The organism is Pseudonocardia asaccharolytica DSM 44247 = NBRC 16224 (assembly GCF_000423625.1).
GTDB classification, from domain to species: Bacteria; Actinomycetota; Actinomycetes; order Mycobacteriales; family Pseudonocardiaceae; genus Pseudonocardia; species Pseudonocardia asaccharolytica.
In genome coordinates, this window is the sequence record NZ_AUII01000004.1 from 169,720 (window position 1) to 194,811 (window position 25,092).

Here is a 25,092-nt window from a genome sequence, read left to right on the forward strand (position 1 = left end):
CCCTTGCGGTCGTGGCGGTCTGTCCGTGCAGGTCGTGATCGGATCGTGCGGGTCCGCGCTAGCGGATGAAGTAGATGACGGCGAACAGGCCGATCCAGACCACGTCGACGAAGTGCCAGTAGTAGGACACGACGATGGCGGCGGTGGCCTGGGCCGGGGTGAACTTGCTGAGCTTGGTGCGGATGAGCAGATAGACGAACGCGAACAGGCCGCCGATGACGTGCAGCGCGTGGAATCCGGTCGCCATGTAGAAGACCGTGCCGTAGGCGCTGGAGGAGATCGTCGTCGCGTGGTCGGTGACCAGGACGCGGTACTCGTTGGCCTGGCCGACGACGAAGATCGTCCCCATCACCAGGGTCAGCGTGTACCAGCGCCGCAGCCCGAACACGTCCCCGCGCTCGGCGGCGAACACGCCGAACTGGCAGGTGAACGAGGAGGCAACCAGCACGATCGTCACCACAAGGGCGTAGGGGACGTCGAGGTGGGTCGGCGGTGGCGGCCACTCACCGACGTGTTGGGCCCGCGCGGTGAAGTAGATCGCGAACAGCCCGGCGAAGAACATCAGCTCGCTGGACAGCCAGACGATGGTGCCGATGCTGACCAGGTTCGGGCGGTTCAGCGAGTGGATCCGCGCACTGATGTTAGGAGCCGCTGTCGTCACGCGGGCATTATGACCCGGGCCAAACTTCTACAGGCTGTCGGGGCTGGGTCGGGGCCCCTTCAACGCAACGGGCCGCCCGTCGAACGAGTTCCCGCGCGCGCGGCCCGGACGGGCTGCTGACTACCATGACCCCCCGTGAGCAGCCCCGTAAGCAACTCCCTCGGCCACCCGGACCAGCGGCGGACCCGGACGATCCTGGTGTTCAGCCACCGGCCCGAGGTGCGTGAGGGAATCATCACATCCATCGGCCGGCGGCCGGCTCCGGATCTGGGCCGGGTCAGGTTCACCGAGGCCAGTGGGATCGCCGAGGTACTCGCGGCGTTCGACGGGGGCCAGGTCGACCTGGCGATCCTCGACGGCGAGGCGCAGCCGACCGGCGGAATGGGGCTGTCCCGGCAGCTCAAGAACGAGATCGCCGACTGCCCACCCGTGATCATCACGGTGCGCCGCCGTGACGACCGCTGGCTCGCGACCTGGTCGCAGGCCGATGCCGTGCTTGTGCACCCCCTCGATCCGCTGACGGCCGCGGAGACGGTTGCCGAGGTGCTGCGCCGCTCCCGCGAGGTCTCCGCGGACCTCACCCTGGGCGGCGCAGGCGGGCATGGCTGACGCGGGGGGGCGCACCTGGCCCGGCGTGCTCGGCAGGCTGATCGCCCGGCACGACCTCGATGCCGCGGACACCGCGTGGGTCATGGACCGGGTGCTCTCGGCCGAGGCCACTCCGGCCCAGCTCGCGGGCTTTCTGGTGGCGCTGCGCACCAAGGGCGAGACGGCCGCCGAGATAGGTGGGCTGGCCGAGGCGATGCTGCGCCACGCCCTCCGGGTCTCGGTGGCCGGGCGCGCCGTCGACGTGGTGGGCACCGGTGGCGACCAGGCCCATACGGTGAACATCTCCACGATGTCGGCGATCGTCGTCGCGGCCGCCGGGGTGCCGGTGGTCAAGCACGGCAACCGGGCCGCTTCGTCCAGGTGCGGGGCGGCGGACCTGCTCGAGGAGATCGGGGTCGCGATCGACCTGCCGCCCGACGCGGTCGCGGCCTGCGTCGCCGAGGTCGGTATCGGGTTCTGCTTCGCGCCGGTGTTCCATCCGGCCATGCGTCACACGGGCGGGGTGCGCCGCGAACTGGGCGTGCCCACGGCGATGAACGTGCTGGGGCCGCTGACCAACCCGGCCCAGCCGTCCGCCGCCCTGGTGGGCTGCGCCGACGCGCGGCTGGCACCGGTGCTCGCGGAGGTGTTCGCCGCCCGCGGGGCCTCCGCGCTGGTCGTGCGCGGCGACGACGGCCTCGACGAGCTGACCACCACGACCACCTCGACGGTCTGGGTGGCCGGTGGTGGCGGGGTCCGTACGGAGACGCTCGACCCCGCCGCGCTGGGGGTGCCCGCGGCGACCCGGGAGGAGCTGCGCGGCGGCGACCCGGCCGACAACGCCGCGGCCTGCCGGGCGGTGCTCGCCGGCGACGGCGGGCCGGTGCGCGAGGCGGTGCTGCTCAACGCCGCGGGTGCCCTGGTCGCGGTGGACGGCCCGACCGCCGACCTCGCCGACGCGCTGGGAGCGGCTCGGGAGCGGGCCGCCAAGGCGATCGACTCGGGCGCCGCCGCCGCGCTGCTGACCCGCTGGGCCGAGGCGTCGACCCGGCTCCGGAGCTGAAGCCACCCGCCGCACGTGCCGCCACCCGCCACGTGAGCGGCGCAAGCGTCGCTCGGCGGGTCAGTCGAGACCGACCGAGAAGGTGGCCTCGATATCGGCACGGGAGTAGGAGCGGAAGGCGATATGGGTGTCGGTGCGCCGCACGCCCTCGATCTTGCTGAGCCGCCCCGCGATGACGTCGGCCAGCTGCTCGTGCTCGGCCACCTTCACCACCGCGATGAGATCGACGTCGCCGGCGCACGAGTAGACCTCGCTGACCCCGTCGAGGTCCGCGATGGCCTGCGCGGTCTCGGGGATCCGGTCGGTGGCGGTATGCACCAGGACGATCGCGGTGATCAACGTTTCTCCTCCTTGGACGGTGGCCCGCGGGTGGATCGCGCGCCGTCGCAGGTTAGTCAAGCACCGCCGCCCCCGGGTCGGGGACGGGTCGGGGACGGGCCCGCGCCGCCCACGCGCCCCACGCCGCGGCCCCGGCGCGGACGGGGGGTGCTCGGCGAGCGCGCGGTGCACAGCACGGGAGGGCGCGGCCAGGGGTGGCCGTGGCGTTCGCAGGTGGCGCGCAGGAACCCGGCGTCGAACGGCGCGTTGTGCGCGACCAGGATCGCCCCGGAGAGGAACTCCAGCAGCGACGGCAGGACCTGGGCCGGTTGCGGGGCGGTGCGCAGCATCGCGGTCGTGATGCCGATGAGGGCGACGCTATCCGCACCCCCCGACATCCCCGCGAGTCGGGGTGTTTCCACGACCGAATCGGGGTGTTTCCGCGATCGAGTCGGGGACCGGGGAGGCCGTGACGCCGGCCGCGACGGGGCCTGGCGGGACGGCGGTCGCCCGTTCGGTTCAGCGCGGATAACCTGGTGCGATGTGCCCCGACGCGCGCCCTTCGCCCGACCGTGGCGACGCGTCGTCCTCTCGTCCCGAAACCGGCGAGGCGCCCGCCCCGATCGGCGCGGGCGACACGGAGGCCGCCGAGCGCGCGCCTGGCGTCCTCGACTGGGATCGGCTGCCGGATCCGGTCCGCGGCAGGCTCGCCGAGGTGGCCGCCGTTGCCGTCGGTGGGCTCCCGATCTCCAATGTGCCGGTTCCCCTGCGCAGGCTCGCCCGGTTCACCCCGGCCAAACGGGCTCGGCTCGGCGCCGGGCCGTTGCTCGCCGAGCTGAGGGCCTCCGCCGTCTTCCGTTCCGCCGTGCTCGCGTGGTGGGCCGAGCAACGGCCCGGCGAGCTGGATGTGCACTGCGAGGAACCGTTGAGGGCGGCCGCCGCCGCGGTGCTTTCCGGTGCACCGGAGACCGACGAGGTGGTCGCGGCCGCCGCCCGCCGCGGCGAGGTCGCGGAGCTGCGGGCCGAGCGGGATGCGGCGCTCGCCCGCGTGGACAAGCTGACCGTCGAGCTGGAGCGGCTGCGCGCCGAGCTCGCCGACGCCCGCGAGCAGGCCCGCTGCGCCGACCAGCTGCGCGACGCCGAGTTCGCCCAGCTGCGTCGCCGCGTCAGCGAGCAGGGCGCGAAGCTGCGGGTGGCGCTCGATGCCCGTGTCGCCGCGGAAACGACGGTCGAGGAGCTGCGCGGCAGTGCCAGCGCCGAGTTGGCTCAGGCGCTCGCGGAGCGCGACCGGGAACGGGCCAGGGCAGAGGAGGAGCGCAGGCGAGCGGCCCGCGCCACCGCAGAGATCGCCGCGGCCCGGCAGGCGGCCCGCGAGGCGCGGCAGGCCGACGAGGTGCGTCTGGGCCTGCTCATCGACACTCTCTCCGGCGCGGTGGCGGGACTGCGCCGCGAGCTCGCCTTCGGCGGGGGCGGCCCGCGTCCCGGCGATCTGGTGGCCGGGGCGCATGGCGCCCGCGCAGGCGCCCCGGTCGACGATCGCGCCGCGCTCGACGCGTTGCTCGCTCTGCGGACCGTGCACCTCGTCGTCGACGGCTACAACGTCAGCAAGACCGGCTATCCGGAGCTGCCGCTGGCCGATCAGCGCACCCGGCTGGTGCGTCAGCTCGGCGCACTCGCCGCACGCACCGGTGTCGAGATCACCGTTGTCTTCGACGGTGCCGGGGTGGTGGCGGCTCCGACGCGCGGCTCGCGAGGGGTGCGGGTGCTCTTCAGCGACGCCGGGGTGCTCGCCGATGACGTGATCCGCTCGCTGGTCGCGGCCGAGCCCGAGGGCAGGCCGGTCCTCGTCGCCACGTCGGACCGGGCCGTTGTGGAGTCGGTACGCCGCAGGGGCGCGCACGCGCTTCCCTCGGCGGTGCTGCTGGCCCGGTTGCGGGGCTGATCGCGGGTCTTGTACGCGCGCCCGGCGCCGAATGTCGGTGCCGAGTCGTAGCGTCCGCGGCGTTCGGATGTTCGACCCGTCGAGGAGCGCGTAATGATCATCGACTGCGAACGGTGCGAGGTCCGCGAGATCGCCTGCGACGACTGTGTCGTCGGCGTCCTGCTCGGTGCGCCCGAACCGCGGATACGGGGTGGCGAGGTGCCGTCCGGCGCGTCGGTCATACAGCTCGACGCACCGGAATGTCGCGCGCTCGACGCTCTGGCCGCTCACGGCATGGTGCCGCGGTTGCGGCTGGTGGCTGGTTCACCGCGACGAGTGACATCTGATCCAGAGAGTTTCCTCCAAGATCGCGACGCTGGGTAACGAAACGTCGTCGTAGAACGTCGAACGGGTACCGAGGGTGAACCCTCGAGGTTCGTCTCGTCCGGATTCTCCGGTGCTGGACGCTCTGTCGGTGTCTCCGTAATCTCCCCGCGACCTTGCGGAGAGTCAGCCATTCAGGTCGGAGTGGCGACGCAGGGTCACCGCACGTCGGCCGTCCGGATGCCCGCTGCACGCGAGGGCCGAGCTGCGGGACGAGGAAGGAGACCCGTTCGCGTGGTGTCGCCTCGGCGCGGTGGAGACGGAGGAAGCGCCGTCCGGCGCAACGGGCGACGATTCGGTCGCTCGGCTTTGCTGGCCGCCCCCATGGGCGTCGCCGCGGCGCTGGTCATCGGGGTGAGCGCCACCCCCGCGATCGCCCAGCCCGATCCGCCGCAGACCGCTTCCGACGCACGGTCCCAGCTGGACCAGGCGCAGCGCGAGGCGGAGGCGCTCACCGAGCAGTGGCACGCCGCCACCGACGCGTTCACCGCCAGCCAGGCCGAGGCCGACACGGCGCGGGCGGCGATCGAGCCGGCCCGGGTGGCCGCCGAACAGGCTCGGGCCGACGAGGACCAGCTGCGTCAGCAGATCGACATCGTGGCGCTGTCGACGTTCGAGAGCGGCCGGCTCGACCAGTTCAACGCGCTGCTCGTCAGCGACTCGCCGCAGCACTACCTCGACCAGATGTCGGCGCTGGAGTCCCTCTCGGCCGATCACAAGGCCCAGCTCGACGAGCTGCTCGCCAGGGTCGCGGCGACCCGCCGCGCCCAGGCCGACGCCGACGACGCGGTCGGACGCGCTCAGGAGGCCGCGGACGCGGCGCGTCGGGCCGCCGACGAGATCGATGCCCGCAGGCGCGCCGCCGAGATCCGTATCACCGAGGTCGAGCGGCTGCTCCGGCAGCTCAGCCCGCAGCAGCGCGCCGAACACAACGGCCCCGACGCGGGCGCCCCGTCCGGCGGGTTCAGCGGCAGCGGGGTGGGAGTGCGCGCGCTCCAGGCGGCCGCGACCAAGCTGGGCAAGGCCTACCGGTGGGGCGCGAGCGGCCCGAACACCTTCGACTGCTCGGGTCTCACGTCCTGGGCGTTCGCGCAGGCCGGAGTGTCCCTGCCCCGATCGAGCAGCGCCCAGGCCACGGTCGGCAAGGCCGTCTCGTGGAACGAGCTGCGGCCCGGTGACCTGGTCTTCTACTACACCCCGGTCAGCCACGTCGGCATCTACGCCGGAGAGGGAAAGATGATCAACGCCCCGCAGTCGGGCGACGTCGTGAAGTACCAGACGGTCTCCCGGAACGCGTTCAGCGGCGCGCGGCGCCTGTAGCCCCCCGATCTCGTCCGCTCCCCGCGCCGGGCACCGGCCCGCCTGCCGCCCGCTCCCCGCGCCCGATAACGTCACCGTTCGTGCCCCGCACGCTGCTCGTCACGAATGATTTCCCGCCCCGCACCGGTGGAATCCAGAACTACCTGCAGGCCCTCGCGGACCGGCTGCCGGCAAGCGAGCTCGTCGTCTACGCTCCGGCGTGGTCCGGTGCCGCCGGGTTCGACGCCACCCGCGGCTACCCGGTGTACCGGCACCCCACCTCGCTGATGCTCCCCGTCCCGACGGTCGCGCGGCGCGCCGTGCGGATCGCCCGCGAGCGCGACGCCACGACCGTCTGGTTCGGGGCCGCGGCACCGTTGGCCCTGCTCGGGCCGGTGCTGCGCCGCCGGGGCGGGATCGAGCGCGTCGTCGCCAGTACGCACGGCCACGAGGTGGGCTGGTCGATGCTGCCGGGTGCGCGGCAGGCGCTGCGCCGGATCGGTCGCGACGCCGACGTGCTCACCGTCATCTCCCGCTATACCCGCGGACGCGTCGCCTCGGCGTTCGGGCCGGAAGCGGCCCTGGAGCTGCTGCCGTCGGGGATCGACGCCGAACGGTTCCGGCCGGACCCCGCCGCCAGGGCCGAGCTGCGCGCCCGCTATCGGCTCGGCGACGCACCGGTGGTCGCGTGCGTGTCCCGGCTGGTGGCCCGGAAGGGCCAGGACATGCTGATCCGGGCGCTGCCCGAGATCCGCCGCCGGGTGCCGGGCGCCCGGCTGCTGATCGTGGGCTCGGGGCCGGATGCCGCTCGGCTGCGTGCGCTCGCCGCCCGGCACGACGTCACCGGCCCGGTCGTGTTCACCGGCGCCGTACCGGCCGACGAGCTGGCCGCGCACCAGGCCGTCGCCGATGTGTTCGCGCTGCCGTGCCGGACCCGCGGCGGTGGACTCGACGTCGAGGGCTTGGGCATCGCGCTGCTGGAGGCGTCGGCCTGCGGGGTGCCGGTGGTGGCGGGCGACTCCGGCGGCGCTCCCGAGACGGTCCTGGAGGGCCGCACCGGACACGTCGTCGGCGGCCGCGACCTCCCTGCGCTCACCGGCGCCGTCGCCGGTCTGCTCGCCGACCCGGACCGGGCCCGCGCGATGGGCGCGGCAGGCCGCGAGTGGATGCTGCGCGACTGGTCCTGGCCTGCGCTGGTCCGGCGGCTTCGCGGGTTCCTGGAGGGTGCCCCGGTTCCGGTGAGCTGAGCGCCGTCAGGCGTTCTGCCTGGTCGTGGTGTAGATCGCCGCGATCTCGGCGGCGTACTGCGTCGCGACGACGCTGCGCTTGACCTTCATCGTCGGGGTCAGCTCGCCGCCGGCCTCGGTGAAGTCGTCGGGCAGGATCCGGAACTTGCGGATCTGCTCGGCCCGCGAGACCGCCTGGTTCGCCTCTTCGACCGCCGCCGCGATCTCCCCGCGCAGCTCCGGGTCCTCGACCAGGTCGGCGGCGCCGTCCCCGGCGGGTTTGCCGGCCCGTTCCCGCCACGCGGGCAGCGCCTCCGTGTCGATGGTCACCAGCGCCGCGATGAACGGCTGCCCATCGCCCACGACCATGCACTGGCTGACCAGCGGATGCGCCCGCAGCCGGTCCTCGAGCACGGCGGGGGCGACGTTCTTGCCTGCGGCCGTCACGAGAATCTCCTTCTTGCGGCCGGTGATCGTGAGGAAGCCGTCGACGTCGAGCTCGCCGATGTCGCCGCTGTGGAACCAGCCGTCGACGATGGCCTCCTCGGTGGCTGCGGGGTTGCGCCAGTAGCGGCGGAACACGATGCCGCCGGACAGCAGGATCTCCCCGTCGTCGGCGATCCGGACCGCGTGCCCCGGGATCGGGCGGCCCACGGTGCCGACGCGCTGCGCGGACAGGGTGTTGACCGTGATCCCCGCCGCGGTCTCGGTGAGGCCGTATCCCTCGAGGATCGGCAGCCCGGTGCCGCGGAAGAAATGGCCGAGCCGCTCACCGAGCGGGGCGCTGCCCGACACCGCGGCGACGACGTTTCCGCCGACCGCGGCGCGCAGCTTGCCGTACACGAGCTTGTCGAACAGCGCATGCTTGAGCCGCAGCGGCAGGCCGGGACCGCCGGTGTCGAGGGCGCGGCTCCAGGCGATCGCGGTCTCGGCGGCGGCGTCGAAGATCTTGCCCTTGCCCTCGGCGTGGGCCTTCTGCCGCGCTCCGTTGTAGACCTTCTCGAACACCCGCGGGACGGCGAGCAGGAACGTCGGGCGGAACGAGGCGAGGTCATCGAGCAGGTGGGAGACGTCGGGGGTGTGTCCGACGACGCTGCGGTTGGCCACGGCGCCGCACTGGATCACCTTGCCGAACACGTGGGCGAGCGGCAGGAACAGCAGCACCGAACCGTGCTCGGAGAGCAGCTCGGGGAACAGCTGGCTGACCGTCTTGACCTCGGTGACCAGGTTGCGGTGGCTGAGCTCGACGCCCTTGGGCCTGCCCGTCGTGCCCGAGGTGTAGATCAGCGTGGCCAGGTCGTCGGCGGTGACTGCGCGGTGGCGGGCGTGCACCTCGTCGTCCCGGATGTCGGAGCCGAGCGCGGCCAGTTCGTCGACCGCACCGGGGGTGCCCGGTGCCTGGGCGAGCGCCTCGATCTGCCAGATCCGCTTCAGTGTGCCGATCGACCCCGCCACGCTCTCGACCAGCGCGCGGTGCTTGTCCGACTCGACGATGATCGCCGCGGCCTCGGAGTTCGACAGGATCCAGTCGATCTGGTCGGCCGAGGAGGTCTCGTAGATCGGCACGGTGACCGCGCCCGCGGCCAGGATCGCGTAGTCGAGCAGAGTCCACTCGTAGCGGGTGCGGGAGAGCAGCGCCACCCGGTCTCCCCGTTCGATCCCGCTCGCGATCAGGCCGCGCGCGACCTCGGTGACCTGCTCGGCGAAGCGGGCGGCCGGGACATCGGTCCAGCCGTCGCCGTCGCGGCGTCGGAACAGGACGGCATCGGGGTGCCGCTGCGCGTGCTCGAAGACCGGATCGACGAGGTTCTCCTCCGCACCGACGCGAACCGTTGTGGGCACGCTGTACTCACGCACTGTCTCGACCTCCTGGCCCGGTGCTGGCAGGTTCCAGCCGATCGATGCCGAATCTATCGCGCGTTCGCTGGGTACGCATCGACCGGTTTCGACCGGTTTTCGCCGGTACGGCGGGGTGCGGGAGGCTGGGCGGCGTGCCGTCGGTGGATGTCGTGGACGAGACGTTCCTCGCCGTGCCGCGAGCCCGGGTGGCAGCCGAGCTCGGCGAGCCTGCGTGCTGGCCGCGGCTGTGGCCCGACCTGCGGCTGGAGGTCGTCGCCGACCGGGGCGAACAGGGCGTGCGGTGGACGGTGGGAGGTGCGCTGGTCGGGAGCATGGAGATCTGGCTGGAGGAGGTCCTCGACGGGACCGTGCTGCACTACTACCTGCGCGCCGATGCGGCTGGCGCGCAGGGCAGACCGGCCCCGCAGTCGCCGCGCAGGGCGGCGGCGGAGACCCGGCGGCGGCAGCGGGCGGCGAAGGCGATCGCGTTCGAGCTCAAGGGCCGGCTGGAGGCGGGCCGGGCGCCGGGCGAGCCGCCGGCATGACCGCGACTCGGTCACGGAAATGGCGCGGCTCGCGGGGTGGCGTGAGGGTTGCGGCCCGGGAAGGTCGGTGGCGCTGCCGCGCAACGGTAACCTCCGCGCATGGCCGACGCGACCACCTCCTCGATCTCCATCGCCGCGAACCCGGAACGGGTGATGTCGGTGATCGCCGACTTCCGCGCCTACCCCGAGTGGGCGGACCAGGTCAAGACCGTCGAGGTGCTGGTCACCGGGCCTGACGCTCGGGCGGAACGGGTCCGGTTCACCATGGACGCCGGCCCGATCAAGGACTCCTACACCCTCGACTACGAGTGGGCGCCCGATGGGTTGTCGGTCAGCTGGAACCTCGTGAAGGGGCAGATCCAGAAGGCGCAGAACGGTTCGTACCGGCTGGTCGCCGAGGGCGATTCGACGATGGTGACGTACTCACTGGCCGTCGACCTGAACATCCCGATGATCGGCATGCTCCGGCGCAAGGCCGAGAAGGTGATCATCGATACCGCGTTGAAGGGGCTCAAGCGCCGCGTCGAGCGCGGCTGACCGCCCGGGGCGCGAACGGTCCGTGGGCTCGGACGGCTACGCTCCGGCGGTGCGCGTGGTGCTGTTCACCGGCAAGGGAGGCGTCGGTAAGACCACTCTTGCCTCGGCAACGGCCGCCCGGCTGGCGCGGTCGGGGCGCAAGACCCTGGTCGTCTCCACCGATCCGGCGCATTCCCTCGGCGACGCACTCGAGGCCGAGCTCGACGACGAGCCCCGCGAGCTGGGCGGGGAGGCCAGAGGGCTGTTCGCCGCCCATATCGACACCCGGGTGCTCCTCGGCGGTGCGTGGGGCCGATTGCAGGGCCACCTGCGGGTGCTGCTGGCCGGCGCCGGGGTCGACGACCTGGTGGCCGACGAGCTGACCGTGCTGCCCGGGGTGGAGGAACTGCTCGCGCTGACCGAGGTGCGCAGGCTCGCCGAGACCGGCCCCTGGGAGGTGGTGGTCGTCGACTGTGGGCCGACCGCCGAGACCCTGCGGCTGCTCGGCCTGCCCGAGGCGCTGTCGAGCTACCTCGAACGGCTCTTCCCCGCCCACCGCCGTGCAGTGCGCGGGTTGCTCGCCGGGCTGGCCGGCAAGCGGGAGGCGACGGAGTCCGCGGCCCGCTTCGACCGGGCGATCGACGCACTCGACGGGCTCGCCGAGCAGCTGGCGGGGCTGCGCGCGCTGCTTGCCGACCCCGGACGCACGAGCATCCGGCTGGTCCTGACCCCGGAGCGGGTGGTCGCCGCCGAGACCCGGCGGATGCTCACCGCGTTCGCGCTGCACGGCCTTCGGGTCGATGGCCTGGTGGCCAACCGGATCGTGCCCGACCCCCCGCCGTCGCTGCGCGGGCCCGCCGCGCGCTGGCTGCGCGAGCGGCACGCCGAGCAGCAGACTGTGCTCGCCGAGCTCGTCGAGCTGTGCGACGGGGGCCCGACGCTGCGCACCGCCGACTACGCCGCCGCCGAGCCGACCGGCGTTCGCGCGTTGCTCGAGCTGGCCCGGTCGGTGTACGGGGACGACGACCCGGTCGCGGCCGGGCACCCGGCGCCCCCGGTGCTGGGGGTCCGGCGCACCGCGGGCGAGGGCACCGCGCTGGACTCGGAGTTCGAGCTCGCCGTGCGGCTGCCCGGCGCCGAACGGGGGCCCGTCGAGCTGGCCCGGATCGGCGACGAGCTCGCGATCACCATCGGGCTCACCCGGCGGATGGTCGACCTGCCGTCCGTGCTGCGCCGCTGCACGGTGGAGTCCGCCCGGCTGCAGGGCGCCGGAACGCACGCCGAGCTGCGCGTCGTGTTCCGGCCCGATCCCACGGTCTGGATGCGATGAGCTCGGGAACGGGAGCACCCGGCTGCGACCACGGCGGGCTGGCCGAGGATCTGCGCGCCGCCGCGCTACAGTTGCTGGACCGGTTACAGCCGGCCGTCGAGCGGCTGCGTGCCGCGGGCGCCGTCGGCTCCGGCGGCCCCACGGACACCCCCGCGAGCTGCGCGGCCTGTCCGGTATGCGCGTTGATCACCGCGCTGCGCGGGGAGCGCCCGGAACTCGCCGGCCGCATCGCCGAGCACACCGCAGGACTGCTTGCCGTGCTGCGAGCCGCGCTTGTGGAAGGGGCAGGCTCGTCGGACGGCTCGTCGGGTAGGCCTGCCTCGGAGAGCGCGCCGTCGTCGGCCCGCAGGGTCCAGCACATCACGGTGCGGCGCGGATGACCCTGCGCGGTCGGCTCCCGGCGCACCGGTGCGGGGCCGGCTCGGCAGCGTTGGATTCGGCCTCGCTGCTGACGGTGGGCGTGGACGTCGGCGGCACGAGCGTGCACGCCGGCGTGGTCGATGCCGACGGCACGGTGCTCGACAGCACGCGGACCGCCACCCCGGCGAGCGCCGTCGCGCTGGAGGACACGATCACGGCCGCGGTCGGTGAGCTGGCCGCGCGGCATCGGGTCGCGGCGGTCGGACTGGCGTTGGCCGCGTTCATCGGACCCGACCGCAACACCGTCCGGTTCGCCCCGCATCTGCCCTGGCGCGACACCCCCGTCGCGGAACGGTTGTCCGCGCGGTTCGGCCTGCCCACCGTCGTCGAGCACGACGCCAACGCCGCCGCACTCGCCGAGCGCCGGTTCGGCGCGGCCGCGGGCGCCGCGACGTCGGTGTTCATCGCGCTGGGCACGGGCATCGGCGCCGCGCTGCTGATCAGTGGCGAGCTCTATCGCGGCGCCCACGGGGTGGCCCCCGAGCTGGGGCATCTGCGGGTCGTCCCGGAGGGCCGGCCGTGTCCCTGCGGCAAACGCGGCTGCTGGGAGCGCTACTGCAGCGGAACCGGGCTCGCCGCGACCGCCGTCGAGCTGCTCGCCGCCGATTCCGGGGTGTCGCTGCTGGCCAGACAGGCGGCCCGCGACCCCGAGTGGGTCACCGGTCAACGGGTGGCGGCGGCCGCCCGGGAGGGCGACCGGCTCGCCCGCCGGGCGATGGCCGACCTCGGCCGCTGGCTGGGGGAGGGTCTCGCGATCGTCGCGGACGTGTTCGACCCGGAACTGGTGGTGATCGGGGGCGGGGTCGCCGACTCGGCCCCGCTGTTCCTCGACGAGGCCCGCGAGCACTACGCGCGCACGGTGACCGGGGCGGGAAACCGCCCGCTGGCGCGGATCCGGACCGCTCAGCTCGGCGCGGCGGCCGCGGTGGTCGGGGCCGCGCAGCTGGCCCGCGACCACCGCGGCGGCCGGCATTAGAGCACGGCGCCGTCGTCCTCGTCGTCATCGCGCGCCGGTGCGGACGGCCACAGCCGCAGCACCAGCCACCCCAGCCCGGCGGCCAGCGACAGCAGGCCCAGCGGCAGCCCGTGGCCCGAGGACAAGCCGATGATCTCGGGCGCGGTGACGAGAACCAGGCCCAGTACGAGCAGCGCCAGCCCGACCACGGCGGGTGGGCCGAGCCGCGGCAACGGCGGCGGATCGGGCGGGACGAAATGGTCCTCGTCGTCCGGCACGGGTGGCAGCGGACCGGTCGCCGGCTCGGCGGTGGCGCCCTCCCAGTCGTCGACCACCTCCTCCGACGGCCACTGCGGGACCGAACCCTCCTGCCGCCACCCGGCGACGATCTGCTCGAACTCGTCGCGGAGCGGATCCGGTTGATCGGTGTCGTGACGGCGGCGTTCCTCGGGATCGCGGTTCATCCCGCACCGCCCGTGCTGACGACGGTCCAGGCCTGCCCGACATGCGCGTCGAGGGGCATCGGCGACCTCCCCTGGTGCCGTCGGCGACGGCGCGGAGGACATCCTGACATGTTCCTCACCCATCCGGACATGGCGTTGCGGGGGGAAGTCGGTGAGCAACCCGTTGTCGGCGCCCGGACGCCGTCCGTAGGCTGGCTTCGTCGCGAGAGGGGAGCACGCGCAGGTGCTGTACTGGTGGTCGAAGTACGTGCTGCTCGGCCCGCTGCTGCGGCTGTTCTGCCGGCCGACGATCGAGGGGGCCGGACACATCCCCGAACGCGGGCCCGCGATCCTGGCCAGTAACCATCTCGCCGTCGTCGACTCGTTCTTCCTGCCGCTGCTCGTCCCGCGCCGGATCACGTTCCTGGCCAAGCGCGAGTACTTCACCCAGCCCGGCCTGGTCGGCTGGCTGAAGAAACAGTTCTTCGCCGGCGTCGGGCAGGTTCCGGTCGACCGCTCGGGCGGGTCCGCGGCTCGGGCCGCGATGGACACGGCGGTGCGGCTGCTGGGCGAGGGCAGGCTGCTGGGCATCTATCCGGAGGGCACCAGATCCCCCGACGGCAGGCTCTACAAGGGCAAGACCGGGGTGGCCCGGATGGCGCTGGAGGCCGAGGTCCCGGTGATACCGGTCGCGATGATCGGCACCGACCAGGTCAACCCGATCGGCTCGCGCATGTGGCGGCCGCACCACGTGCACGTCAAGATCGGTGAGCCGCTGGACTTCTCGCGCTACGCCGGGATGCAGGGCGATCGGTTCATCGAGCGGTCGATGACCGATGAGATCATGTACGCCCTGATGGAGCTGTCCGGGCAGACCTACGTCGACCTGTACGCGGCCTCGGTCAAGGAGAAGGCCGCCGCGGCCGTGCCGGACGGCCGGGACGCCTTCCGCCTCCCCGACACCAAGGCGGGTTGACCGCTCGATCCGGCCGCCGATCGCCGTGCGCTGCCCCGGCGGACATAGAGTGACGCCGAGGGCGCCTGCCGGCAGGAACGGGACGGATATGCGGTTCTTCTACGACTGCGAGTTCATCGAGGACGGCACCACGATCGATCTGGTGTCGATCGGGGTCGTCGGGGAGGACGGCCGGGAGTTCTACGCCGTCTCCACCGAGTTCGACCCCGGCCGCGCCGGCGCCTGGGTGCGGGCCAACGTGCTGCCCAAGCTGCCCTCGCCCGCCGACCCGGCGTGGCGGTCGCGGGCCGGGATCCGCACCGACCTGCTGGACTTCCTGACCTCGGGGCCCGGCGAGGTCGAACTCTGGGCGTGGATCGCGGCCTACGACCACGTCGCGCTGTGTCAGCTGTGGGGCGCCATGCCCGCACTGCCGCGCGCGTTGCCTCGCTTCACCCGGGAGCTGCGCCAGCACTGGGAGGACGCCGGGCGGCCGCTGTTGCCCGCGCCCACGGCCGACGCGCATGACGCGCTGGCGGATGCCCGGCTCAACCTGAAGCGGTGGGAGGCGATCAAGGCGGCGACCGTCGCCGATCGGTCGCGCCAGGCGCAGCTCAGGTGAAGACGCTCACGCCCCCGAGGAGCCCGACGATGATCAGCACGATGCCCCAGAGGAGTTGACGGCGGACGATCGCGACAACGCCGGCAACGACGAGGATGGCGGCGAGAATCCACAGTAGAATTGCCATGCCTGGTCCGTACCAAGATGATCCGATGTGGAATCGGGCCGTTCGGGTGGCCGCGAGAGCCGTCCGGGTACCAAAGGTTACTGCTGTACGGTGAATTTCGCCTCCGCGCCGCGGGCGCGATCCCTGGCCCGCGATCGCCGGCGGGCGACAACCCACCCCGTCCTCGCCCCCCGGTCGCCCGTAGTCTTGGCGACTGTGAACTGGACGGTCGACGCCCCGGTCGAGGCGCTGCCAGAGCTGCCGCCGCTGCCCGCCGAGCTACAGGCCCGGCTCGATGACGCGCTCGGGCGCGCCGCCGCCCAGCAGCCGGAGTGGCCCGACCCCGCCAAGGTCGCCCACGTGCGCACGGTGCTGGAGAGCGTCCCGCCGGTGACCCTGCCGCCCGAGGTCGACCGCCTGCAGGACCGGCTCGCCGCCGTCGCCGAGGGGAAGGCGTTCCTGCTGCAAGGTGGCGACTGTGCCGAGACGTTCGTCAAGAACACCGAGCCGCATATCCGCGCCACCATCCGTACGCTGCTGCAGATGGCGATCGTTCTCACCTACGGTGCCTCGACGCCGGTGGTGAAGGTCGGCCGGATCGCCGGGCAGTACGCCAAGCCCCGCAGCTCGCCCATCGACGCGCTGGGGTTGCCGTCCTACCGCGGTGACATCGTCAACTCGCTGGTTGCCGACCCGGCGGCCCGGGTCCCCGACCCCTCGCGCATGATCCGTGCCTACGCCAACGCTGGGGCCGCGATGAACCTGGTCCGCGCGCTGACCGCGACGGGCATGGCGGACCTGTCGATGGTCCACGACTGGAACAAGGACTTCGTCCGCACCTCGCCCGCCGGGGAGCGCTACGAGGCGCTGGCCTCGGAGATCGAGCGGGCGCTTGGCTTCATGAACGCCTGCGGGGTCGAGGACTACCGCATGCACACCACCGAGTTCTACGCCAGCCACGAGGCGCTGCTGCTGGACTACGAGCGCTCGATGCTGCGGCTGGACTCCTCGGGCGAGCCCCCGCGGCTCTACGATCTCTCGGCGCATTTCCTCTGGATCGGGGAACGCACCCGCCAGCCGGACGGGGCGCATATCGCGTTCGCGGAGCTGCTCGCCAACCCGATCGGGCTCAAGATCGGCCCGACCACCACGCCCGAGCAGGCCGTCGAGTATGTCGAGCGCCTCGACCCGCAGGGCATTCCCGGGCGGCTCACGCTGATCAGCCGGATGGGCAACACCAAGGTGCGCGACGCGTTGCCGCCGATCGTGGAGAAGGTCACCGCGTCCGGCCACAAGGTCATCTGGCAGTGCGACCCGATGCATGGCAACACCCACGAGTCGACCACCGGCTACAAGACCCGGCACTTCGACCGCATCGTCGACGAGGTGCAGGCCTTCTTCGAGGTGCACCGCAGCCTGGGCACCCATCCCGGGGGCATTCACGTCGAGGTCACCGGTGAGGACGTCACCGAATGCCTCGGTGGTGCGCAGGAGATCTCCGACCACGATCTGGCCGGACGCTACGAGACCGCCTGCGATCCGCGGCTGAACACCCAACAGTCCCTCGAGTTGGCGTTCCTCGTCGCCGAGATGCTCCGCGGCTGACCACCCACCCTCTCCCGCGAGTCGGGGTATTTCCGCGAGCGAGTCGCTCCTCGGCTCAGGTGTCGACCCACATCCCGGTGTCGAAGGCCCGTTCGATGACTCGCCGGTACGGATCGATGTCGAGGTGGTTGTCGCGTAGCCAGGCGTCGTCGAAGTAGGACTGAGCGTAGCGTTCCCCGGCGTCGCACAGCAGGGTGACGACGCTGCCGGTCTGTCCGGTGGCGCGCATCTCGCAGACGATCCGGAGCGCGCCGTAGAGGTTGGTGCCGGTCGACCCTCCGGCGACGAGCCCGGTTCGGTCGCGGAGCAGGCGAATCGCGGCGATCGATGCGGCATCCGGGATGCGGATCATGCGGTCGACGACGCTCGGGACGAAGCTGGGCTCGATCCGGGGCCGGCCGATCCCTTCGATCCGGGATCCGATGTCGGTGCGCAGATCCGGGAGATCATCGGCCCAACCCGGGAAGAACGCCGAATTCTCCGGGTCGACGACGCAGAGCCTGGTGGCATGGCCGCGGTAGCGCAGGTATCGGCCGATGGTCGCGCTGGTGCCCCGGTCCCCGCGCCCACGACGATCCAGCGAGGTTCGCTGTGCCGTTCCAGCCGCATCTGCTCGAAGATCGACTCGGCGATGTTGTTGTTGCCGCGCCAGTCGGTCGCCCGCTCGGCGTGGGTGAACTGGTCCATATAGTGCCCGCCGAGGCCGGCCGCCAGCCGCCGGGACTCGTCGTAGATCGACGACGGGTCGTCGACCAGATGGCAGCGCCCGCCCTGTTGTTCGATCAGCACGATCTTCTCGGGGCTCGTGGTGCGCGGCATGACGGCGATGAACGGCAGACCGAGCATCCGAGAGAAGTAGGCCTCGCTGATCGCGGTGGAGCCGCTGGACGCCTCGACGACGGGTGATCCCTCGGTGAGCCACCCATTGCAGAGGGCGTAGAGGAACAGGGACCGCGCCAGCCGGTGCTTGAGACTTCCCGTCGGGTGGGTCGACTCGTCCTTGAGGTACAGGTCGGTGCCCCAGTCGCACGGGAGGGGGACGCTGAGCAGGTGCGTGTCCGCGGACCTGTTCGCGTCCGCCTCCACGAGCCTGACGGCCCACGCCTGCCAGCTTCGGTCGCGTTCGGACCAGCGATCGACGTCGGCCGCGGCCGTCACGAGCGGCTCGCGAGCGAGGTCGTGGAGACGATGAACTCGGGGTGGTTCTCGATGGTGTTGTGCACCTTGCACCGGTTGCCCGCGCGGACCAGAGCCTGCACCTGCGTCTCGGTGAGCGTGCCGGGAAGCTCGTAGGTGACGTGGATGCGGTTCATCCGCATCGGCCGGGTTGCGGTATCCCCGAGACGCTGACTCCGACGCCGCACACATCGAGGGCATGCTGCTGGGTGTGGTCGACCGAGGTGGCGAGCGTGCAGGCGCCGAGGCCGGCGAGGAACGGTTCGGTCGCCAGCAACGACCGGTCGGCAGGGTCCCAGTCGGTGGTGAGGGTGGCGCGGCCATTGCTCACCTGGAACGAGAGCGCATCGCTGTGACGCACGGTGACGGTGTAGTCCGGCATATCGGGCCTTCTTCCGAGGTGATCAGTTCGCGGCGAGCGCCGAAGTGGCGACAAGTTGTTCAATGGGAACGTAGTCATGGTGGTAGCCGAAGTAGCCGGGGCCGACGAGAGCGAGGCCCTCCGGTGAGCGCCACCGCGGGTGGCACAGAAGCCCGAGCACGACCACTCGGAAACCGAACCGCAGGGCACCTGGTCGAGGCTGATGACGGACACCGGCCCGGTCTGGGCCACGACCTGCTCGGCGAGCAGCCTGCCCAGATGCGGGTCGCCGCCGCCACCGGCGCCGAGAAGGGCGGCACCCGGGCGATATCGGCAATCTCGTTGACGGTGATGTGGTTCATCGTGTTCCTCATACCGCGACTCGCGCGCGAAATACCCCGACTCGCGGGGTCAGAGGGTGGTGAGGGAGACGGCGGTGCCCGGAGGGACCTCGGCGCCGGGGGCCGGGCTTTGCGCGACGACGCGGCCGTTCTCGCGCCGTCCGAACGGGAAGTTCGACTCCACCACGACGCGCAGACCGGCGTCGGACAGCGTCTCGGCGGCCGAGCGAGCCTTGTCACCGAGCACGTTAGGCACCTCGACGAGCATCGGCTGGGGTTGGGCGCCCTTGCTCACCACGAGCGTCACCGAGCCACCGATCGACAGTTCGGTGCCCGCGGCGGGGCCGGTCCGGATCACGGCGCCCTCCGGCACCGTCGAGCTGAACTCGCGGGCGTCGGTGCTGCGCACCGGAACGAGGCCTGCGTCGCGGACGGCCTGTTCCGCGGCGGCGACGGTCGCGCCGGGCGCCACCGGCGGCACCACCGGACGTCCGGTGGAGATCGTCAGGCGCACCTCGCTGCCGCGCAGCAGCCGGGAGTCGGGGGCGGGTTCGGCCGCGGCGACGAGGTCTGCGGCGACCGAGTCGTGGTGCTCCTCGGTGATCGAGACGACGAGGTCGGCGTCGGCGAGCAGCCGCTCGGCCGTCGGCCGGTCCAGGCCGATCACCGACGGCATGGCCGTCCAGCGTCCGGTCCCCAGCCACCACGCCGCCGTCCCGACGATCAACCCCAGCACCAGCAGCACAGCGATCCAGACCGCGAAGACGCGGCGGCTGCGCCTGCGCGCCACCCGATGATCGGCCGGCGCCTCGTCCGGCGCCTGCGGTAGCGCCATCACCTCGGACGGACGCTCCAGCGCCCGCGTCCCGCCCGGCCCCGGCCCTGGCGCGGATCGGGGCGGGTACGGCTCCGCGGGCACGGTGTCCTGCTCGTCGATGGGACGCGGCGGTGGTACCGGGACCGGTACCCGAGGCACGGCCAGCCGGTCCCGCAACCGGAGCAGCTCGTCGAGGAAGGCTCCCGCATCGGCCGGGCGGGCGTCCGGATGGCGGCGGGTGGCGCACCGCACGAGCTCGTCGAGCTCCGGCGGAACCTCGGTCGCGATCAGCGACGGCGCCGGTACGTCCTCGTTGACGTGCCGGTAGGCCACCGACATCGCGGTGTCCCCGGTGTACGGCGGGACACCGGTCAGCAGCTCGTAGAGCAGCACACCGGCGGCGTAGACGTCGCTTCGGGCGTCGGCGGCACCGGTGGTGATCTGCTCCGGCGACAGGTACGCCATCGTCCCGAGGATCATCCCGGCATGGCTCGCGCCGGCCTGGGCCGCTGCCGTGACCAGCCCGAAGTCGGCGACCTTGACCTCGCCGCCCCGACTGATCAGAACATTCTCCGGTTTCACGTCGCGATGGACGAGCCCGAGCCGGTGTGCCTCGGACAGCCCGGCCAGCACCGGGCCCATGACCGCCAGCGCGCCGGGCACCCCGAATGCGCCGCGGGCCCGCAGCACCTCGCGCAGCGTGCCCCCCTCGACCAGCTCCATGACCAGGAACAGCGTCGGCTCGGGGCCGCTCAGGTCGTCACCCTGGTCGTGCACGTCGACGACCGCCGGGTGATCGATCCGGGCGGCCGAGCGGGCCTCGCGCTCGAAACGGGTGCGGAAAGCCGGATCGGCCGCCATCCGCGGGTCCATCACCTTGATCGCCACCGGCCGGTCCAGCCGGGTGTCGGTGCCGCGGTAGACCGTCGACATGCCGCCGCGCGCGATCACCGGCCCGACCCGGTAGCGCGCATCGAGCAGCGCGCCGGCGGCACCGGTGGGGGCGTTCACGAGAACGACGGTACCGTCCGGTCGGAGTCTGCCGATCCGGCCCGGTGCTGTGGCAGGGTGGTGCGTTGTGAGTGAGGTGTCGGGAGCCCCCGCAGTACTCTTCGAAGACATCACGACGATTCCCATCGCCGACGTCGCACAGGCCCTTTCGATCCCGGTGACCCGCGTCCACCAGCTGGTGCGCGACGGTCAGCTGCTCTCGCTGCGCCGCAGCGGGGCCACGGTGATTCCCGCCGACTTCCTGGACGGGTCGGCCATCGTCAAGGGTCTGCCTGGCACGATCACCGTGTTGCGCGACGGCGGCTATCAGGACGACGACATCCTGCGCTGGCTGTTCACCGAGGACGACTCGCTGCGCGGCGCACCGATCGCCGTGCTGCGCGCCGGCCGGCACCGCGAGGTCAAGCGCCGCGCGCAGGCGATGGCGTTCTGACCCGCCGGGTCGCGCGGAGCCGGGCCGCGAGGGCGCGGGCCACCCCGGGGAGTGCGACGGCCGCCCGGCGCCGAGCCGGGACGGCGACCCGGCGGTGCAGCACCGCGTAGCCGGAATCAGCGATCTCGTCGAGGATCTCCCTGTAGAGGGTGGCCGCGCAGGCCACGCACGCCCGGGACACCGGCTCGAGCATCCCGATCCCGGGTGTGGCGCGCCGGTACACCGCTCGGGTGCGGGCGGCCATGTGCGCGAGTGCGCGGCGGACCCGTGGGTCGGTGCGGCGGACCCGCCGGCACCAGACGAGCAGGCCGCGGTCGACACCGAAGGCCGCCAACTCGTCGGCCGGCAGGTAGATCCGGCCGCGGTCGAGGTCTTCGCCGACGTCGCGCAGGAAGTTCGTCAGCTGGAAGGCGACGCCGAGCGCGGCGGCGTGCGGCGTGGCCTCGGCGCGGGGCACGACGGTGCCGAGTACCGGAAGGACCTGCAGGCCGATCACGGCGGCGGAGCCGTGCACGTAGCGGGCCAGGTCGGCATAGGCCGGGTAGTCGGTGACGTCGAGATCCATCCGCATGGAGGCCAGGAAGTCGATGAAGTGCTGCCGTTCGATGTCGTAGCGGCGCGCGGTGTCGGCGACGGCGGCGAGCACGGGATGGGCGGCGGGCCCGCCGTCGAGCGCGGTGCCGAGCGAGACGGCCAACGAGCCGAGTTGTGCGGCGCGGTCGGCGAAGGAGCGGCCGTCGCCGAGGTCGTCGACGATGTCATCGGCGTGCCGGGCGAAGCCGTACAACGCGTGCACGGCCGGTCGGCGCGCGGCCGGGAGCAACCGGGTGGCCAGGAAGAACGTGCGACCGTGGACGGCGTTCAGCTCGCGACACGCCGCATAGGCGGCCCTCAGCCCCGGGTCGACGATCCCCGCGGCGTCGAGCTCAGCCCGACCGTTGCGGGGCACCGCGGTCGGCGACGGGGGCTGTGGCGACGGGGGCTGTGGCGGCGGCCGACCGGTTGCCCAGACGCAGCGGGTCGGGGTGGTGCAGGGAGTACGCGGCGAGCGCGCACAGCGCGGCGCAGACCGCGAGATAGCTCCAGTTGTACAGCGCTGCCTCGCCGTTCGGGTAGTAGACGATCACCAGCCACAACGAGCCGAACACCAGCCAGGTCAGCGCCCTCGGGCTCCAGGCGGCCATCGCCAGCAGCGCCATGCCCCAGCTGACGTACCAGGGCAGGGTGGCGGGGGAGAGCACGGCCACCGCGAACAGCACGATGCCGGCCCTGCGGATCGCATCGGGGCCCCCGTCGCGGGCCGCCCACCATTGCCGCGCCGCGATGTAGACGAGCGCCGCGGCGCCGATGATCCTGGCGACGTTGATGAACGGCTGCTTGGGAACGTTGAAGACGATGTTCACCAGGGCGTGCGCGAGCTCGCCCACCCCGGTGGGCAGCGACAGCCAGTTGACGATCATGGACGGGGCGCTGAGCGCGGGCAGCCAGCCGAACCCCACCTGCGCGGCCAGGGTGATCACGCCGAACACGGCCACGAACACGCCCACCCCCGCGGCGCCGGCCTTGAGGATCCGCATCGGCCGGGAGCCGCTCAGGTGCTTCGCCCAGACGAGCACCAGGAACGGCAGCGCGATGCCCGCGCTGGCCTTGACCGCCATCGCGGCGGTGACCAGGACGATGCCGGTGATGTGCCGGCCGCGGAGTGCGGCGAGCGCACCGGTGGCGAGCAGCCCCATGACCAGCAGGTCGTTATGGCCACCGCCGACCATGTGGATGATCATGACCGGGTTGGCCACGGCGATCCACAGCGCGACGGGGACCCGGCCGCCGAGCCTGCGGGTCAGCTCGGGCAGCGCCCAGACGAGCAGGACCAGACCCGGGAGCATCAGCAGCCGCATCCCGACGACGCCCAGGATGATGTGGTCGCCGATGGCGGCGGCCATGCCCTTGGCCAGCAGGATGAACAGCGGCCCATAGGGGGCGGGCGTGTCCTGCCAGAAGTAGTGGACGTTGTCGGAGAGGATGCTCGGCATCACCTCCGGGCCGACGTCGTACGGATCGAACCCGGCGAGCGGGAGCGCCCCCTGGGCCAGGTAGCTGAACACGTCACGGGTGAACAGCGGCGGTGCGGCCAGCATCGGGGTGAGCCAGACGACCGCGGTGCTCAGCACCGCGCGGCCGCCGACGCGACCGGCCAGCACGTCGCGGCCCAGCCGCACCCACGCCCAGCCGAGCAGCGCCACCCCGAGGTAGATCAGCGCGGTGGCCAGCTCATGGCCGTGGCCGTAACGCCAGAAGCCCACCGGGCTGTTGGTCAGCAGCGGATCGCGCACCAGGACGCCGCCCGCCCCGAAGGCCCCGATCGCCATGAGCAGCGAGGCACCGAGGCCGAGCAGCAGGGGGCCGCGTGGCGGATCGCCGAACCACCCCCGCCGGGCGGAGGTCGCGGTGTCCCCGGAGGCCGGCTCGGCGGCCTGGTCGGGGCCGTCTTCCGCGCGAGGCGCAGGGTCCGAGATCCGCTCGGGCGACGTGGGCCGAGGGACGGGGGGCGAAGGCTGCGCGGTCATGTCGGCGACCATGCTCGCACGGCTGGTGCATTCGTGGTGCCGGGACCCTGAGGTGTGTGCGCGCGGCCGGGGCGCGGGCCGCGAGCTGCGGTGATTCGCTGGGCGGCCAGCCGCCCGGAGATCAGCACCGGAGGGATGCCGACACCGGGGGTGGTCCCGCATCCGGCGAGCACGGCGTTGTCCAGCCCGGGCAGCAGGTTGCGGGGGCGGAACGGACCGGTCTGGGAGAAGGTGTGCGCGAGGGAGAACGGGGTACCGGCGGCCATTCCCGCCGCGGTCCAGTCGGCGGGGGTCACCAGGCTCGAGACCTCGATATCGGTGCGCAGGCCCGGCAGCCCGCGGTTCTCCAGGACGGTGAGCAGCTCGTCGCGGTAGGCGGGCCCGATACGGGGCCAGTCCAGCCGGGCACGGTCGGTGTTCGGACAGGGTGCCAGGACGTAGAGGAGGTCATGCCCGTCCGGCGCCAGGCTCGGATCGGTGGCGGTGGGCCGGGTGATCAGCAGCGAAGGGTCGCTCATCAGGAGGCCCTCGCGGGCGATCTCGTCGAAGGTCCGGTCCCAGGCCGCACCGAAGCAGACCGTGTGGTGCGCGAGCTCGGGCCGGGTCCGGGCCAGGCCGGCATGCAGCACGACGGCGCTGGGGGAGTACCGCGGCGGGACCGGCCGGCGCGGGCGGTGTCCCAGCAGCCGGTGGATGACCGGCAGGTCCGGGGTGAGCACGACGGCATCGCAGGGCAGCCGTTCGGTATCGGATCCGGGCTCGCCCGCGTGCCTTACCGCGGTGACCCGGCCGCAGCGCCGCTCCAGCCCGGTCACGGTGCGCCCGTAGTAGATCTTCGCTCCGGCGTGCACCGCGGCGTCGGCGAGGGCGTGGCTCACCGCCCGCATCCCGCCGCCGGGAAAGTACACCCCGGCGACGGTATCCATATAGGCGATCACCCCGTAGGCCGCGAGCGCGCGCCGCGGCGGCACACCGGCATACAGCGACTGGAAGGTGAACACGCGGCGCAGCCGCTCGTCGGGGATCCGCCGGGCCACCTGCGCGCCGAGCCTGCCGAATCCGCCGAGCGCGACCAGCCGGACCAGGTCGCGGTTGAGCAGGTCCAGCGGCGAGTCGAAGTTCGCGCCGATGAACGTCTCGATCTCGACGTGGTACAGCCTGGTCAGCCAGTCGCGCAGCGTGCGGTAGCCCGCGGCGGCGCGCGGGCCGCAGGTGCGGCGCACCTCCTCCTCCATGGCGGCGGCGTCGGTGTGCACGTCGATCGTGGATCCGTCCGCGAACCGGGCCCGGTAGGCGGGTTCGAGGGCGACCAGGTCGAGCCGGTCGCCGAGACGCTCGCCGACCGCGTTCAGGGTCTCGTCGAGCAGTTCGGGCATGGTCAACACGGTGGGGCCGGTATCGACCCGGAAGGTGCCCGAAGGGCCCTGCAGGTCGAGTTGCCCGGCGCGGCCTCCCGGATGCCCGGCGCGTTCGACGACGGTGACCCGACGGCCCGCGCCGAGCAGGTGCAGGGCCGCCGACAGGCCGGCGAACCCCGCACCGACGACCACGACGTGGTCGGTGCGGCCAGGCACCGTACGCGGGGGCATC

Annotated in this window: 26 protein-coding genes and 2 pseudogenes; 14 read left to right on the forward strand and 14 right to left on the reverse strand. The window is 72.7% G+C overall.

Translation table 11 applies throughout. The features are described from left to right. Positions 1–58: 58 nt before the first annotated feature. Positions 59–661 (reverse strand): aa3-type cytochrome oxidase subunit III, encoded by a 603-nt coding sequence (gene ctaE / locus G567_RS0106695; protein ID WP_028929377.1) that lies wholly within the window; start codon positions 659–661, stop codon positions 59–61. Between the two features lie 135 nt (positions 662–796). Here ctaE and G567_RS27170 point away from each other — a divergent pair, with 135 nt between their 5' ends. After that, positions 797–1,270 carry a response regulator gene (locus G567_RS27170; RefSeq protein WP_051232441.1) on the forward strand — a complete coding sequence of 158 codons (474 nt, stop codon included), beginning with the start codon at positions 797–799 and terminating at the stop codon, positions 1,268–1,270. Beyond that, positions 1,263–2,312, forward strand: coding sequence for an anthranilate phosphoribosyltransferase (gene trpD / locus G567_RS0106705; RefSeq protein ID WP_028929378.1), 1,050 nt, complete (start codon positions 1,263–1,265; stop codon positions 2,310–2,312). Before G567_RS27170 ends, trpD begins: the two co-directional genes overlap by 8 nt. Before the next feature lie 60 nt (positions 2,313–2,372). On the opposite strand, the gene G567_RS0106710 is transcribed toward trpD, so the two are convergent. Beyond that, positions 2,373–2,651 carry an Lrp/AsnC family transcriptional regulator gene (locus G567_RS0106710; RefSeq protein ID WP_028929379.1) on the reverse strand — a complete coding sequence of 93 codons (279 nt, stop codon included), beginning with the start codon at positions 2,649–2,651 and terminating at the stop codon, positions 2,373–2,375. 158 nt (positions 2,652–2,809) lie between these two features. Then, positions 2,810–3,007: pseudogene (locus G567_RS36035) on the reverse strand (exonuclease domain-containing protein); the annotation flags it as partial. 164 nt (positions 3,008–3,171) lie between these two features. Here G567_RS36035 and G567_RS0106720 point away from each other — a divergent pair. The 3 genes from G567_RS0106720 (at position 3,172) to G567_RS0106735 (ending at position 7,481) form a co-directional block, all read left to right on the forward strand. Then, positions 3,172–4,572, forward strand: a complete 1,401-nt coding sequence (locus G567_RS0106720; protein WP_084795927.1) for an NYN domain-containing protein — start codon at positions 3,172–3,174, stop codon at positions 4,570–4,572. A 672-nt stretch (positions 4,573–5,244) separates the two neighbouring features. Then, positions 5,245–6,255 carry an NlpC/P60 family protein gene (locus G567_RS0106730; RefSeq protein ID WP_028929382.1) on the forward strand — a complete coding sequence of 337 codons (1,011 nt, stop codon included), beginning with the start codon at positions 5,245–5,247 and terminating at the stop codon, positions 6,253–6,255. An 80-nt stretch (positions 6,256–6,335) separates the two neighbouring features. Next, a complete protein-coding gene (locus G567_RS0106735) occupies positions 6,336–7,481 on the forward strand; it encodes a glycosyltransferase family 4 protein (protein WP_028929383.1) in 1,146 nt (381 codons plus the stop codon). Between the two features lie 6 nt (positions 7,482–7,487). On the opposite strand, the gene G567_RS0106740 is transcribed toward G567_RS0106735, so the two are convergent. Continuing rightward, the gene (locus G567_RS0106740; protein ID WP_028929384.1) at positions 7,488–9,317 is read right to left on the reverse strand and encodes an AMP-dependent synthetase/ligase; all 1,830 of its coding nucleotides are present in this window, start codon (positions 9,315–9,317) and stop codon (positions 7,488–7,490) included. A gap of 134 nt (positions 9,318–9,451) precedes the next feature. Between G567_RS0106740 and G567_RS0106745 the strand changes: the two genes are divergently transcribed. The 5 genes from G567_RS0106745 (at position 9,452) to G567_RS0106765 (ending at position 13,086) form a co-directional block, all read left to right on the forward strand. Beyond that, a complete protein-coding gene (locus tag G567_RS0106745) occupies positions 9,452–9,844 on the forward strand; it encodes a polyketide cyclase / dehydrase and lipid transport (protein ID WP_373865884.1) in 393 nt (130 codons plus the stop codon). A 99-nt stretch (positions 9,845–9,943) separates the two neighbouring features. Further along, the gene (locus tag G567_RS0106750) at positions 9,944–10,381 is read left to right on the forward strand and encodes an SRPBCC family protein (protein ID WP_028929386.1); all 438 of its coding nucleotides are present in this window, start codon (positions 9,944–9,946) and stop codon (positions 10,379–10,381) included. Between the two features lie 49 nt (positions 10,382–10,430). Further along, positions 10,431–11,690 carry an ArsA family ATPase gene (locus tag G567_RS0106755; protein ID WP_028929387.1) on the forward strand — a complete coding sequence of 420 codons (1,260 nt, stop codon included), beginning with the start codon at positions 10,431–10,433 and terminating at the stop codon, positions 11,688–11,690. Next, positions 11,687–12,070 carry a hypothetical protein gene (locus tag G567_RS27180; protein WP_051232446.1) on the forward strand — a complete coding sequence of 128 codons (384 nt, stop codon included), beginning with the start codon at positions 11,687–11,689 and terminating at the stop codon, positions 12,068–12,070. The genes G567_RS0106755 and G567_RS27180 overlap by 4 nt, the downstream gene beginning before the upstream one ends. Before the next feature lie 65 nt (positions 12,071–12,135). Further along, positions 12,136–13,086 carry an ROK family protein gene (locus tag G567_RS0106765; RefSeq protein ID WP_028929388.1) on the forward strand — a complete coding sequence of 317 codons (951 nt, stop codon included), beginning with the start codon at positions 12,136–12,138 and terminating at the stop codon, positions 13,084–13,086. Here G567_RS0106765 and G567_RS0106770 read toward each other — a convergent pair. Next, on the reverse strand, positions 13,083–13,529 hold the full coding sequence (locus G567_RS0106770; protein WP_028929389.1) for a hypothetical protein: 447 nt from the start codon (positions 13,527–13,529) through the stop codon (positions 13,083–13,085). The genes G567_RS0106765 and G567_RS0106770 overlap by 4 nt on opposite strands. 223 nt (positions 13,530–13,752) lie before the next feature. On the opposite strand from G567_RS0106770, the gene G567_RS0106775 reads away from it, so the two are divergent. Together G567_RS0106775 and G567_RS0106780 are read left to right on the forward strand one after the other, a co-directional pair. Further along, positions 13,753–14,484, forward strand: a complete 732-nt coding sequence (locus G567_RS0106775; protein WP_028929390.1) for a lysophospholipid acyltransferase family protein — start codon at positions 13,753–13,755, stop codon at positions 14,482–14,484. Positions 14,485–14,572: 88 nt separating this feature from the next. After that, complete coding sequence (locus G567_RS0106780; protein ID WP_028929391.1) at positions 14,573–15,085, forward strand: polyadenylate-specific 3'-exoribonuclease AS; 513 nt, start codon at positions 14,573–14,575, stop codon at positions 15,083–15,085. Here G567_RS0106780 and G567_RS36045 read toward each other — a convergent pair. Then, positions 15,078–15,212, reverse strand: a complete 135-nt coding sequence (locus G567_RS36045; RefSeq protein WP_222595659.1) for a GPGG-motif small membrane protein — start codon at positions 15,210–15,212, stop codon at positions 15,078–15,080. The two genes, G567_RS0106780 and G567_RS36045, sit on opposite strands and share 8 nt — an antisense overlap. Positions 15,213–15,407: 195 nt before the next feature. Here G567_RS36045 and G567_RS0106790 point away from each other — a divergent pair, with 195 nt between their 5' ends. After that, positions 15,408–16,796: a class II 3-deoxy-7-phosphoheptulonate synthase gene (locus G567_RS0106790; RefSeq protein ID WP_028929392.1), complete on the forward strand. Its 1,389-nt coding sequence runs from the start codon at positions 15,408–15,410 to the stop codon at positions 16,794–16,796. Positions 16,797–16,851: 55 nt separating this feature from the next. On the opposite strand, the pseudogene cds1 reads toward G567_RS0106790, so the two are convergent. From cds1 to pknB, 5 genes and pseudogenes are all read right to left on the reverse strand, one after another. Further along, positions 16,852–17,954, reverse strand: a pseudogene (gene cds1 / locus G567_RS27185) (L-cysteine desulfhydrase Cds1). Continuing rightward, the gene (locus tag G567_RS36050; protein ID WP_245585566.1) at positions 17,951–18,109 is read right to left on the reverse strand and encodes an OsmC family protein; all 159 of its coding nucleotides are present in this window, start codon (positions 18,107–18,109) and stop codon (positions 17,951–17,953) included. The pseudogene cds1 and the gene G567_RS36050 overlap by 4 nt, the downstream one beginning before the upstream one ends. After that, complete coding sequence (locus G567_RS36055; protein ID WP_028929393.1) at positions 18,106–18,354, reverse strand: hypothetical protein; 249 nt, start codon at positions 18,352–18,354, stop codon at positions 18,106–18,108. The genes G567_RS36050 and G567_RS36055 overlap by 4 nt, the downstream gene beginning before the upstream one ends. Positions 18,355–18,376: 22 nt before the next feature. Next, positions 18,377–18,538 (reverse strand): S-methyl thiohydantoin desulfurase domain-containing protein, encoded by a 162-nt coding sequence (locus G567_RS37065; protein ID WP_084795950.1) that lies wholly within the window; start codon positions 18,536–18,538, stop codon positions 18,377–18,379. A gap of 206 nt (positions 18,539–18,744) precedes the next feature. Then, entirely contained in the window at positions 18,745–20,502 is a 1,758-nt protein-coding gene (gene pknB, locus G567_RS0106810) for a Stk1 family PASTA domain-containing Ser/Thr kinase (protein WP_037056100.1), read from the reverse strand. A gap of 67 nt (positions 20,503–20,569) precedes the next feature. On the opposite strand from pknB, the gene G567_RS0106815 reads away from it, so the two are divergent. Beyond that, on the forward strand, positions 20,570–20,935 hold the full coding sequence (locus G567_RS0106815; protein ID WP_028929395.1) for an Rv2175c family DNA-binding protein: 366 nt from the start codon (positions 20,570–20,572) through the stop codon (positions 20,933–20,935). Here G567_RS0106815 and G567_RS0106820 read toward each other — a convergent pair. Genes G567_RS0106820 through crtI form a run of 3 tightly spaced genes read right to left on the reverse strand, consistent with a single transcriptional unit; the run spans position 20,904 to position 25,091 of the window. Then, positions 20,904–21,884: a phytoene/squalene synthase family protein gene (locus G567_RS0106820; protein WP_028929396.1), complete on the reverse strand. Its 981-nt coding sequence runs from the start codon at positions 21,882–21,884 to the stop codon at positions 20,904–20,906. The genes G567_RS0106815 and G567_RS0106820 overlap by 32 nt on opposite strands. Continuing rightward, on the reverse strand, positions 21,862–23,502 hold the full coding sequence (mptB, locus tag G567_RS27190; protein WP_245585567.1) for a polyprenol phosphomannose-dependent alpha 1,6 mannosyltransferase MptB: 1,641 nt from the start codon (positions 23,500–23,502) through the stop codon (positions 21,862–21,864). Before mptB ends, G567_RS0106820 begins: the two co-directional genes overlap by 23 nt. Then, positions 23,499–25,091 (reverse strand): phytoene desaturase family protein, encoded by a 1,593-nt coding sequence (crtI, locus tag G567_RS27195; protein WP_051232448.1) that lies wholly within the window; start codon positions 25,089–25,091, stop codon positions 23,499–23,501. Before crtI ends, mptB begins: the two co-directional genes overlap by 4 nt. Position 25,092: the final 1 nt, after the last annotated feature.

Coding starts and splice junctions, on each gene's coding strand:
- G567_RS36050 (WP_245585566.1), bottom strand. CDS start 18,109: ATGAACCGCATCCACGTCACCTACGAGCTTCCCGGCACGCTCACCGAG.
- G567_RS36045 (WP_222595659.1), bottom strand. CDS start 15,212: ATGGCAATTCTACTGTGGATTCTCGCCGCCATCCTCGTCGTTGCCGGC.
- G567_RS36055 (WP_028929393.1), bottom strand. CDS start 18,354: ATGCCGGACTACACCGTCACCGTGCGTCACAGCGATGCGCTCTCGTTC.
- G567_RS0106720 (WP_084795927.1), top strand. CDS start 3,172: ATGTGCCCCGACGCGCGCCCTTCGCCCGACCGTGGCGACGCGTCGTCC.
- G567_RS0106770 (WP_028929389.1), bottom strand. CDS start 13,529: ATGAACCGCGATCCCGAGGAACGCCGCCGTCACGACACCGATCAACCG.
- trpD (WP_028929378.1), top strand. CDS start 1,263: ATGGCTGACGCGGGGGGGCGCACCTGGCCCGGCGTGCTCGGCAGGCTG.
- crtI (WP_051232448.1), bottom strand. CDS start 25,091: ATGCCCCCGCGTACGGTGCCTGGCCGCACCGACCACGTCGTGGTCGTC.
- G567_RS0106750 (WP_028929386.1), top strand. CDS start 9,944: ATGGCCGACGCGACCACCTCCTCGATCTCCATCGCCGCGAACCCGGAA.
- G567_RS0106780 (WP_028929391.1), top strand. CDS start 14,573: ATGCGGTTCTTCTACGACTGCGAGTTCATCGAGGACGGCACCACGATC.
- mptB (WP_245585567.1), bottom strand. CDS start 23,502: ATGACCGCGCAGCCTTCGCCCCCCGTCCCTCGGCCCACGTCGCCCGAG.
- G567_RS27180 (WP_051232446.1), top strand. CDS start 11,687: ATGAGCTCGGGAACGGGAGCACCCGGCTGCGACCACGGCGGGCTGGCC.